The 11,721-nt window shown below is 61.1% G+C and carries 7 protein-coding genes; 5 read left to right on the top strand and 2 right to left on the bottom strand.

What is annotated here, in order from left to right:
• The first annotated feature begins 78 nt into the window (after positions 1-78).
• The 5 genes from N8H74_RS13340 to N8H74_RS13320 all read left to right on the top strand — a co-directional run bounded on the left by N8H74_RS13340 (position 79) and on the right by N8H74_RS13320 (position 10,255).
• Positions 79-1,242 carry an EAL domain-containing protein gene (locus N8H74_RS13340; protein WP_262148072.1) on the top strand — a complete coding sequence of 388 codons (1,164 nt, stop codon included), beginning with the start codon at positions 79-81 and terminating at the stop codon, positions 1,240-1,242.
• A 68-nt stretch (positions 1,243-1,310) separates the two neighbouring features.
• A complete protein-coding gene (locus tag N8H74_RS13335; protein WP_217830813.1) occupies positions 1,311-2,639 on the top strand; it encodes a deoxyguanosinetriphosphate triphosphohydrolase in 1,329 nt (442 codons plus the stop codon).
• Positions 2,640-2,981: 342 nt separating this feature from the next.
• Complete coding sequence (locus tag N8H74_RS13330; protein ID WP_217830812.1) at positions 2,982-3,608, top strand: response regulator transcription factor; 627 nt, start codon at positions 2,982-2,984, stop codon at positions 3,606-3,608.
• 8 nt (positions 3,609-3,616) lie between these two features.
• Positions 3,617-7,261 carry a transporter substrate-binding domain-containing protein gene (locus N8H74_RS13325; protein WP_262148069.1) on the top strand — a complete coding sequence of 1,215 codons (3,645 nt, stop codon included), beginning with the start codon at positions 3,617-3,619 and terminating at the stop codon, positions 7,259-7,261.
• A gap of 48 nt (positions 7,262-7,309) precedes the next feature.
• Complete coding sequence (locus tag N8H74_RS13320) at positions 7,310-10,255, top strand: HD domain-containing phosphohydrolase (RefSeq protein ID WP_262148067.1); 2,946 nt, start codon at positions 7,310-7,312, stop codon at positions 10,253-10,255.
• Here N8H74_RS13320 and N8H74_RS13315 read toward each other — a convergent pair whose 3' ends face one another.
• Together N8H74_RS13315 and N8H74_RS13310 are read right to left on the bottom strand one after the other, a co-directional pair.
• Positions 10,256-10,738 (bottom strand): GAF domain-containing protein, encoded by a 483-nt coding sequence (locus N8H74_RS13315; protein ID WP_217830809.1) that lies wholly within the window; start codon positions 10,736-10,738, stop codon positions 10,256-10,258. It abuts the gene before it with no gap.
• A complete protein-coding gene (locus N8H74_RS13310; protein WP_217830808.1) occupies positions 10,735-11,625 on the bottom strand; it encodes an ATP-binding protein in 891 nt (296 codons plus the stop codon). The genes N8H74_RS13315 and N8H74_RS13310 overlap by 4 nt, the downstream gene beginning before the upstream one ends.
• Positions 11,626-11,721 lie beyond the last annotated feature (96 nt).

The following is an 11,721-nucleotide window of genomic DNA, read 5'->3' as shown; positions in this document are numbered from 1 at the left end:
TTATCCAGAGGTTCAATCCCGCTCGCCTATCCGGTCGGCAAGCATCCACCAGAACAACAAGACTTTTTAGGAGGCCCCGTGATCGACGGGCAACCGCTCGCCTGCTTTCAGCCGTTCATCGATACCGCGACAGGACGTATTGCAGGCGTCGAAGCACTGGGTCGCCTGCGCCAGGCCGACGGTCAACTGGCCTCGGTCGGGCCGCTGTTCGCCGACCCGCGTACACCCGCGATCGCCCTGCGTCGCCTCGACCGGCAGATACGCGACAACGCCCTGAGTCGACTGCATGAAGCTCCGACCGACTGGTTCCTCAGCCTGAACATGTCGCCGCGCTGGATCAGTCGTTTGCGCGCCGATCAACCATTGCCCAGTCTCAAGCAGCTCGCCCGCCACGGTATCGATCCCCGACGCATTGTCTTCGAGATCACCGAACTGGGCGGCAACAGTCAGCGCCTCAACGAGGTCGTGGCGCGCTACCGCGAGGTCGGCGCACGAATCGCCATCGATGATTTTGGAGCCGGCTATTCGCAACTGGATCGCGTGCTGGCCTTGCAACCGGACATCCTCAAACTCGACATGCGCCTTTTCCAGGAGGCCGCACGCGGCGGGCCGAGCAGCGATGTGGTCAAGGCGCTGGCGCAAATGGCCGAGAAAACCGGTTGCTGGATCATTGCCGAAGGGGTGGAAACCGAGGCCCAGCTCAACTTTGCCCTGGAATGTGGATCGCGCTACGTCCAGGGCTTTCTGTTTGCCCGGGCGCAGGAAGCGTTTTTCGCGCCTGACGCCTTCGTCCAGTCGTTCGCCGCACTGCGCCAGCGCTACGTTGCGCAGAAACTCGCAGAACGCGGGCGCTTGATGCGGATGCGCCAGCAGCTCGGCGAACTCATGGCGATCCTGCAAGCCTGGGCTCAGGCCCGCGCACCGCTCAGTGCGTTGCCGCAACTCGATGCGTTTCCCTGGCTGCTGCGCTTTTACCAGTGCGACCGCCATGGCACCCAACTGACCCCCAACCTCGAATGGCAACACAATGGGTGGAGCGCCGATAACCGTTACCTGGGACACAACTGGTCATGGCGCCCCTACTTCTATCACCTGCTGGCCGAAGGCTGGGAAGAACGCCGTCTGACGCTGTCCAGCACCTACCGTGACGCGACCAGCAACCAGTACTGCCTGACCGCCGGACAGTTTTTCGACAATGGTGAACGCCTGCTGCTGATCGACATCGATGCCGCCGGGTTGTAGTTGCGCTTGCAGACGCGAGTGCGAACCGGGAAGCTAGGCCATCAGTCACCAGACGGAGAGAATCAGCCTTGGATTGGCAAACCCTGCTCAACCGCGAACGCCTCGGAAAGCCGCTGCACAGCCCGCAAGAACTCGGCCGCAGCCCTTTTCACAAAGACCACGACCGCATCATTTTCTCCGGTGCATTCCGCCGCCTGGGACGCAAGACCCAGGTCCACCCGGTTTCCAGCAACGATCACATCCATACCCGCCTGACCCATTCTCTGGAAGTCAGTTGCGTCGGCCGCTCGCTGGGCATGCGTGTCGGTGAAACCCTGCGCGGCGCCTTGCCCGAGTGGTGCGAGCCAAGTGATCTGGGCATGGTGGTGCAATCGGCCTGTCTGGCCCATGACATCGGCAACCCGCCGTTCGGGCATTCCGGCGAAGATGCGATTCGCCATTGGTTTCAGCAGGCCGCCGGACGCGGCTGGCTGGATGCGATGAGCGATGCCGAACGCGGTGACTTCCTCAATTTCGAAGGCAATGCGCAAGGTTTCCGGGTGCTCACCCAACTGGAGTATCACCAGTTCGATGGCGGCACCCGCCTGACCTACGCCACCCTTGGCACCTATCTCAAGTACCCGTGGACGGCGCGTCACGCCGATTCCCTCGGCTACAAAAAGCACAAGTTCGGCTGCTATCAGAGCGAATTGCCGCTGCTCGAGCAGATCGCCCACAAACTCGGCCTGCCACAGCTCGAAGAACAGCGCTGGGCGCGTCATCCGCTGGTCTATCTGATGGAGGCGGCGGACGACATCTGCTATGCCTTGATCGATCTGGAAGACGGTCTGGAAATGGAGCTGCTCGACTACCCGGAAGTCGAGTCGCTGCTGCTTGGCCTCGTGGGCGATGACCTGCCGGAAACCTATCGCCAGCTCGGCCCCCAGGATTCGCGTCGGCGCAAACTGGCGATCCTGCGTGGCAAGGCCATCGAACACCTGACCAACGCCGCCGCCCGGGCCTTTGTCGAGCAACAGGATGCGCTGCTCTCCGGCACGCTTCATGGCGATCTGGTCGAGCATATGCACGGCCCGGCCAAGCGTTGCGTGCTGAATGCCAAGGACATAGCGCGCAAGAAGATCTTTCAGGACAAGCGCAAGACCCTGCACGAAATCGGTGCCTACACGACCCTGGAAATCCTGCTCAACGCTTTTTGCGGTGCCGCGCTGGAGCAGCACAACGGGCGGACGCCGTCGTTCAAGAGTCGCAGGATCCTGGATCTGCTCGGCAACAACGCGCCGGATCCCCACGGTTCATTGCACGGCTCGTTCCTGCGCATGATCGACTTCATCGCCGGCATGACCGACAGTTACGCCAGCGACATGGCCCTGGAAATGACCGGACGCTCAAGCCACTGAAATCTCCGCTGACCGGTGACCTCCAACACCGGTCAGCGGGGTCTCGACAGCCGAAACGGGGCTGCAGCGCCTTCCACTCTTAAACAACCGCGAGATAAATAATCATCGGCAAATAAAAGCCGAAAAACCGCTTACCAATCAATATTCGAGAACAACTTCGATATTATTTTTTTGGTAAAAACAACCTATCTCCTTACGCCACACCTAGTTTACTTGTAGTCACATTCTCTTTCTCTTGTAGGAATAATCCTAGATCACTGCTGGAGCCATGTCCGCTCATGCGACTGCTCATTTATCTGAGCTAAGGTGCGCGCTTTATTCGCGCTTGCATGGGATTTGATTATGAACTCCGTTTTTATCGTCGACGATCATCCGGTTATTCGTCTTGCCGTTCGAATGTTGCTGGAACACGAGGGCTACAAGGTGGTCGGTGAAACCGATAACGGGGTCGACGCCATGCAGATGGTCCGCGAATGCATGCCCGACCTGATCATTCTCGATATCAGCATCCCCAAGCTGGACGGCCTCGAAGTCCTCGCCCGCTTCAACGCCATGAGTTCACCGTTCAAGACCCTGGTCCTGACCGCTCAATGCCCGACACTGTTCGGCATTCGCTGCATGCAATCCGGCGCTTCGGGCTATGTGTGCAAACAGGAAGACTTGAGCGAACTGGTCAGCGCAATCAAGGCCGTACTTTCCGGTTACAACTATTTCCCGAGTCAGGCATTGAATCCGGTTCGCAGTGACGATATTCGCTACAACGAACTTGAACTGTTCAAGTCCGTAAACGACCGTGAATTGATGGTCCTGCAACTTTTCGCCCAGGGACGCACCAACAAGGAAATTGCCAAAGGCATGTTTCTCAGCAACAAGACCGTCAGCACTTACAAAAAACGCCTGATGCAGAAACTCAAGGCGAAGTCCCTGGTAGAACTTATCGAAATGGCCAAACGTAACGCACTCGTGTGAGAGCCCGCATGCCCAGCCGTTTAAAGGAATATCTGATCGCAGTGTGCGCGGGGCTTTGCCTGAGCGGGCCTGTGTCCGCCAACCCCACGGATCCGCAGGACTTCACCCTGCTCAGTCGCTCGGCAAGCGGATCGATACCGCTGGTGCTGGAACCTTCGCAACGGCAGTGGCTGCACACTCGCAAGGAACTGGTCGTCGGGACGTCCGCGCCGGATTACCCGCCCTTTGACATGACCGCCAGCGGGCGCGACTACGAAGGGTTCACCGCCGATTATGTGGGTCTGCTGAGCCAGGCCACCGAGCTGCCGGTCAGGATCGCGCGCTATGCCTCGCGGGATGCCGCCATCCGGGCGCTGATCGACGGGGATATCGACCTGATCGGTACTGCCAACGCCTATGAGGCTGGCAACCCCGAGCTTACGCTGTCCCGGCCCTACGCCATCGATCAGCCGGTACTGGTCACCCGCGAAGGCGAAACCCGTTCCCTGAGCGAAGGCCTGGCCGGCCTGCGACTGAGCATGGTCTATCACTACCTGCCGCTCGAGGAAATCAAGGCCCTGTACCCGAAAGCGCTCATCACCTCCTTTCCGTCCTACCAGAATGCGATCAACGCAGTCGCGTTCGATCAGGCCGATGTGTTCCTCGGCGATACGATTTCCACCCACTACATGATCAACAAGGGCTACCTGAACAACATCCGCATGGCCAACTTCGGCAAGCAGGAAGCCCATGGATTCAGCTTCGCGGTGCATCGCGACAACACCCCGTTGCTCGGCATCATCAATGCCATGCTCGCGGCGATGCCAGGCAGCGAACGGGTCAGCATCGCCAAGCGCTGGAGCGCCGGCAGTGACATATTGCTGACCGACCAGAAACTGCAACTGACCCGCCGCGAGGAGCTCTGGCTCAAGGAACACCCGGTCGTCAGCGTGCTGGTCAACGAGTCGTACGCGCCGCTGACCTTCTTCGACAACGACGGCAACTTCCGTGGCATCAGTGCGGACCTGCTCGAACTGATCCGCCTGCGCACCGGTCTGCGCTTCGATATCCGTCGCAGCCGCAGCGACATCGAAATGATCAAACAGGTCGACACCCATCGCGCCGACCTGATCGCCGCCCTGCTGCCAACGCCTCAGCGCGAGCAGATCCTCAACTTCAGTCGGCCGTACCTGGAAAACTCGTTCGTCCTGTTGACCCGCAAATCCGCCGACAGCCCGACCCACCTGGGGCAACTCAAGGGCAAGCACCTGGCGATCGCCCAGGGCAATCCGATGATCGAGTACCTGCGCCGCGAGTTTCCGCGCATTCAGTTGATCGAAACCCCCGACACCTTCAGCGCGGTGGCCCTGCTCGATGAGGGCCGGGTCGAAGGCGCGGTGAATTCGCTGCTGATCGCCAACTATTTCATCTCATCGCGGATCTTCGAACATCCTCTCCAGATCACCACCACCATCGGCACGCTGCAGGCAGCCTTTTCCCTGGCGACATCCCGCGACAATCAGGAGTTGGGGTCGATCATCGACAAGGCCCTCTCCAGCATCACCCCCGAGGAACTGGGCATCATCAACGGTCATTGGCGCGGTTACTCCGGCGCATCGCCCAGCACCTGGCGGGTTTACCAGCGCCTGTTCTATCAGGTGATCGGCGTGGCCTGTCTGCTCCTGCTGCTGTCTCTGGCGTGGAATGCCTACATGCGCCGGCAGATCAGACAACGCCAGAAAGCCGAGCGGGCGTTGAACGATCAATACGAATTCATGCGCTCGCTGGTCAATGGCACGCCCCATCCGATCTATGTACGGGACCGCCAGGGCCTGCTGCAAAGTTGCAACGACAGCTATCTGCGAACCTTCAACGCCAGGCGCGAAGATGTCATCGGCAAAAGCGTCATGCAGGGTGCGTTGAGCAACGCATTCGAGGCGCAGGTCTATCAGGCGGATTACCAGCGTGTCATCGCCGAAGGCAAGCCGCTGGTGCTCGACCGTCCCCTGCACATCGGCAACCGGCGCCTGACCATCTACCACTGGATCCTGCCCTACCGCGACTCCAGCGCCCGGGTGCAGGGAATCATCGGCGGCTGGATCGATATCAGCGAGCGTCACCAGTTGTTCGACGAGTTGCGCGCAGCCAAGGAACAGGCGGATGACGCCAACCGCGCCAAGAGCACCTTCCTGGCAACCATGAGCCATGAAATCCGTACGCCGATGAACGCTGTCATCGGCATGCTCGAACTGACACTCGAACGCATGGAGCACTGCCACCCTGATCGCTCGTCCATCGAAACCGCCTACCAGTCGGCCAAGGATCTGCTGAGCCTGATTGGCGACATTCTCGACATCGCCCGGATCGAGTCCGGGCGCCTGAGCCTGAGTCCGGAGCGGGTCAACCTGACGGATACGGTGAGTTCGGTGGTGAAAATCTTCGAAGGCCTGGCCCGGCAGAAAAATCTCGTGCTGCAGCTGACCTGCAACCCTGCCAACCCGGAGGTTGATGTGCATCTGGATCCGCTACGTTTCAAGCAGGTGCTGTCCAACCTGATCAGCAACGCCATCAAGTTCACCGACCGTGGACACGTAAGGGTGATGGTGGACCTGATGACCACCGAAGAACCCTCGCATTCGATTCTGCAACTGGCCATTCAGGACAGCGGTATCGGTATCGGTGCCGAAGACCAGCAACGCTTGTTCGCCCCCTTCGCCCAGGCCGGAACCGGCCGGCCGCAGGTCAGGGGCGGCGCCGGCCTGGGACTGGTGATCAGCCGCAGCCTGTGCGAAATGATGGGGGGACAACTGCACCTGAGCAGCCAGCAAGGGATTGGCACTCAGGTGTGCATTTCCCTGCCTCTGGAAACCTTCCCCGCCGACACCGGCAGACAGAAGATAGAGCCGCCCATCCTGATGTCCGCAACGCCCCTCAATGTGCTGGTGGTTGACGATCACCCGGCCAACCGTCTGCTGATGTGCCAGCAACTGGAATTCCTCGGTCATTCCTTCAGCCTCGCCGAAGAGGGTCAGAGCGGTTTCGAGCAATGGAAGGCCGGCCGTTTCGAACTGGTGATCGCCGACTGCAACATGCCGGTGATGGATGGCTATGAACTGACCCGCGCCATCCGCCGCCATGAACGCCAGACCCAACGCCCGCCCTGCACCGTACTGGGATTCACCGCCAACGCGCAGCCCGAGGAAGTGCAACGCTGCAAGCAGGCGGGGATGAATGACTGTCTGTTCAAACCCTTGAGCCTGAGCCTGCTCAGTCAATGGCTGAACAAGGTCAGGCCGACGCCCGCCGTCGCGGCATTCAACCTGCAAGGGCTGAATCAGCTGACCGGTGGCAACCCGGCCCAGGCGCAGCGATTACTGGTTGAACTGCTCAACAGCAGTCGCGATGACCGCCAGGAGCTGCTGGCGCTGTCGCCCCTGCATGATCGTCAGGCACTGGCGGCGATCGCCCATAAAATCAAAGGCGCCGCACGCATTGCCCAGGCCACCCGCCTGATCGAATGTTGCGAAGCGCTGGAACAGGCCTGCACCCAGGCGTTGCCGGCCAATGATATCGGTCAGCGCTGCGAAGCGAGTAACCAGGCCATGCTCGATCTGGAGCAGGCATTGCAGCAGCAATTGGCCCGATCCGGTTACGGCAAAACCGCCGAGCCTTAACTATGCTTTGACGCTGAGCAGTGTGTTAACCCCCATGGAGAGACCGTGATGCCCAGCCCACTGCGCCCGGAACAACGCCGGTTTCCGCTGCATGTGCACATCAGCGTCATGTTCACCTTCCTGCTGTTGCTCACCGGGGTGGTGCTGGGTCTGTTCAATTACCGGCAAACCACCCAGATCATCCTCGTCAGCAGTGAAAAACTGTTCAGCCGCATCGAACAGGACGTACGCGTGGATCTGCAAGCCACCTACGAACCGATTCGGCATCTGTTGAGTTTGCTGGCGGGCAATCCGGCCACCCAGGCAGCGGACCTGGAACAACGCCTGGCGCTGCTCAAACCATTCAGTCAGTCACTTGCCGACAACCCGGATCTGGCCTCGCTGTACGTCGGCTACGCCAACGGCGACTTTTTCATGGTCCGGCCCCTGCGCACGGCAGCGTTGAAAACCCTGGTCAAAGCCCCGGATGCCGCGGCCTATCAGGTCTGGAGCATCGAGCATGACGCCAGCGGTCAGGCCCGTTCGCAATCAGTATTTTTCGATCAGGCGTTGACGCGGATCGGCCAGCAGGACAATCCCGACGATGCCTATGATCCACGCCTGCGGGCCTGGTTCAGCGACGCCCGGCAACAAAGCGGGCAGATCACCACCGAACCCTACGTGTTTTTCTCCACCCGTAACGTCGGCACCACCCTGGCCCGGCGCAGCGATGAAAACGCGGTGATCGGCGCCGACCTGACCCTGGAAACCCTGTCCGCCACCCTGGTCAAGCATGTGGTCACGCCGGCCACGGAAATCGCCCTGTTCGACACCGATGGCAATGCCGTGGCTTACCCCGACAGCAGCCGTCTGGTCGTCGACGACCGTACACCGCGCCTAGCCAAGGCGGCCGACCTGAGTCCGAGCCTGCACGCGCTGCTGTCCGGCAAGCATCAAGGCAAACGGCTGATGGTTGACGGGCGGCAGTGGATCGTCGCCCGCAGTGCCTTGCAGGAGGGTGGACCCAAAGGGTTGCAGATGGCGTTGCTGGTGCCGGAGGACGAACTGCTGGTCGACGCTTATCGCCTGCGCTGGCAAGGCGCGTTGATTACCCTCGCCACCCTTTTGCTGTGTCTGCCGCTCGGCTGGCTGATTTCCCGGGTTCTGGTCAAGCCGCTGCATGCGCTGGTCAAGGAAGCCGACGCGATTCGCAGCTTCGACTTCAACTTCCCGCTCACCCGCCGCTCTCCCGTACTGGAAGTCGACCAACTGAGCGTGTCGATGGCGCGGATGAAGGACACCCTGGCGAGTTTCTTCCGTATCACCGACAGCCTGACCGCAGAAACCCGGTTTGCCCCGCTGTTGCAGCGCGTGTTGCTCGAAACGGTGCAGATCGCCCAGGCCCAGGCCGGGTTGATTTACCTGCGCGAACACGACGGCGATCGCATGGAGCCCCACGGGCTGGTGATCGATGGCAAGGCGCAGGCCCTGGCGACTTTCGATATCCAGGGCCGGAACCTGGATGCCGGGCAGAGTCCCGGTTGGTTTCAGCAACTGGCGCAGGCCGACACGGTGGTCAGCGACATCGGCTTCGAGCAGGCCGGCGATCTGCAAAAGGTGCTGCTGGCGATGACCTCGCCGAGGGTGCATCTGATCGGCATCCGCCTGCGCAACCGGCACAACGAAACCGTCGGCCTGCTGATCCTGCTCATCAACGACAGCGGCACCCAGGCCGATCTGGAAAAGCTGCGGCCCGATCGCATCGCGTTCCTGCAAGCGGTGTCCGGGGCAGCGGCGGTGAGTATCGAAAGCCAGCGTCTGCAAGCCCGGCAGAAACATTTGCTCGATGCGTTCATTCAACTGCTTGCCGGGGCCATCGATGCGAAAAGCCCCTACACCGGCGGACATTGCCAGCGCGTGCCGGAACTGGCGCTGATGCTCGCCCACGCCGCTGCCGCCAGCCAGGCCCCGGCCTTCCGCGCCTATCAGCCGAGCGAAGACGAATGGGAAGCCCTGCACATTGCCGCCTGGCTGCACGATTGCGGCAAGGTCACGACGCCTGAATATGTGGTCGACAAAGCCACCAAACTGGAAACCCTCAACGACCGCATCCACGAAGTCCGCACCCGATTCGAAGTGCTCAAGCGCGATGCCTGGGTCAGTTACTGGCAGGCGCTCGCCACCGGTGGCGACGAAACGCAACTGGCAACGCTGCGCGATACCACCCTGGCCGGCCTGGATGACGACTTTGCCTTTGTCGCCCACTGCAACCTGGGGGCGGAAGCCATGGCCGAAGCCGATCTGCTGCGTCTTGAACAGATCGCACAGCGGCGCTGGCAACGCACGCTGGATGATCGTCTGGGAGTGTCATGGGAAGAGAATCGGCGCCAGTCGCACACACCAGCGCCGGTTTTGCCTGTCAGCGAACCGTTGCTCGCCGACAAACCCGAACATCTGCTCGAACGCGCCGCCAGCGAGCTGATCCCCGAGGACAATCCGTGGGGGTTCAAACTCGACGTGCCGCCCTACAAATACAACCGTGGCGAGCTGTACAACCTGCGGATCAGCCGCGGCACCCTGACCCGCGAAGAGCGCTACATCATCAATCACCATATGGTGCAGACGATCCTGATGCTCAGTCACCTGCCCTTCCCCGAGCATCTGAACAACGTCGCGGAAATTGCCGGCGGTCATCACGAAAAAATGGACGGCACCGGTTATCCCAAACGCCTGAAACGCGAGGAAATGAGCCTGCCGGCACGGATGATCGCAATCGCCGACATCTTTGAGGCGCTGACCGCCGCCGACCGGCCCTACAAAAAGGCCAAGAACCTCAGCGAGGCGCTGGCAATCATGGCCAACATGTGCCGCGACGCGCATATCGATGCCGAACTGTTCGGCCTGTTCATCAGCGACGGCGTGTACCTGGAGTACGCCCATCGCTTTCTCGATCCTCGGCAGATCGATGCCGTCGATCCCGCCAGCCTGTTGCACAAGGCGGGTCTGACGGTGTGATCAGCAGTCGGTCAGACGCAGGAAAATCGCCGCCAGCCGCTCGATGCCGGCCTGATCGTCAACGCCGAAGCGTGCCAGTTTCGGGCTGTCCAGATCCAGCACGCCAATCAGGCGGCCGTCCTTGACCAGCGGCACCACCAGCTCGCTGTTCGACGCGCTGTCACAGGCGATGTGGCCGGGGAACGCATGCACGTCTTCCACCCGCTGGGTTTGCAGGCTGGCCGCCGCCGCGCCGCAGACACCGCGCCCGAACGGAATGCGCACACAGGCAATCTGGCCCTGGAACGGACCCAGCACCAGCTCTTCGTTGCGGTTGAGGTAGAAACCGGCCCAGTTCAGGTCATCGAGCTGGTTGAACAGGAATGCGGAAAACTGCGCGGCGTTGGCGATGAAATCGCGCTCATCCGCCAGCAGCGATTCCAGTTGGGCGGCCAACATGCCATAGCCTTCGAGGCCCTGGCCGCTCTGTTGCAAATCAATCATGCCTTGTGCTCCAGCAATTTGAGTCCCACCCAGTAACGGGCGAATTGGTACGCGCAACGTCCGTTGCGGTTGCCGCGTCCGGTGGCCCAGCGCACGGCGAGAATGTCCAGTTGCTCGTCGCGCTGCCAGCTCAGATTGGCCTTGGCGGCCAACTGGCCGATCCAGTGTTCGACGACATTGAGGAAGTGTTCCTGGGTAAACGGGTAAAACGACAGCCACAGGCCAAAGCGATCCGACAGCGCGATCTTGTCTTCCACCGCCTCGCTGGGATGCAACTCGCCGTCGACGCGCTTCCAGTTTTCGTTGTCGCTTTCCTTTTCCGGCACCAGATGGCGGCGGTTCGACGTCGCATACAGCAACACGTTGTCCGGCGCCTGCTCCAGCGAACCGTCAAGCACGCTTTTGAGCACGCGATAATCACCTTCGCCGGACTCGAACGACAAGTCATCGCAAAACAGCACGAAGCGCTGTGGCAGCTTGGCGATCTGCTCCACCACCCGTGGCAGATCCGCCAGATGATCGCGCTCGATCTCGATCAGCCGCAGACCGGCTGCGGCGTGCTCGGCGAGCAACGCACGCACCAGCGACGACTTGCCAGTGCCACGCGAGCCCCAGAGCAAGGCATGGTTGGCCGGCATGCCGTCGAGGAACTGCTGGGTGTTGCGGCCCAACTGCTCCAGTTGGCGATCGACGCCGATCAGGTCGGACAGGCGCATGTCCAGGCTGACTTCCAGCGGCAGCAGGAAACCGCTGCGACCGTCACGCTGCCAGCGCGCGGCCAGGCAATGGCTCCAGTCGATGACCGGGCGCGGCGCCGGCAGCAACGGCTCGATGCGCGCCAGAACCGACTCGGCGCGTTCAAGAAAAGCATTCAATCGGGAATCCACGTCTTCTCCTCGGGCTCGTTCACAGTAATGATGGCGGTACAGCGCCGACAAACAGACTTCAACACCCTCTCCACCCCTTGTTACAAGGCGATTCGA

The organism is Pseudomonas sp. B2M1-30 (assembly GCF_025447575.1).
Taxonomy (GTDB): domain Bacteria; phylum Pseudomonadota; class Gammaproteobacteria; order Pseudomonadales; family Pseudomonadaceae; genus Aquipseudomonas; species Aquipseudomonas botevensis.
This window is presented reverse-complemented; position numbering and strand designations above follow the sequence as displayed.

Coding starts and splice junctions, on each gene's coding strand:
- N8H74_RS13330 (WP_217830812.1), top strand. CDS start 2,982: ATGAACTCCGTTTTTATCGTCGACGATCATCCGGTTATTCGTCTTGCC.
- N8H74_RS13325 (WP_262148069.1), top strand. CDS start 3,617: ATGCCCAGCCGTTTAAAGGAATATCTGATCGCAGTGTGCGCGGGGCTT.
- N8H74_RS13320 (WP_262148067.1), top strand. CDS start 7,310: ATGCCCAGCCCACTGCGCCCGGAACAACGCCGGTTTCCGCTGCATGTG.
- N8H74_RS13315 (WP_217830809.1), bottom strand. CDS start 10,738: ATGATTGATTTGCAACAGAGCGGCCAGGGCCTCGAAGGCTATGGCATG.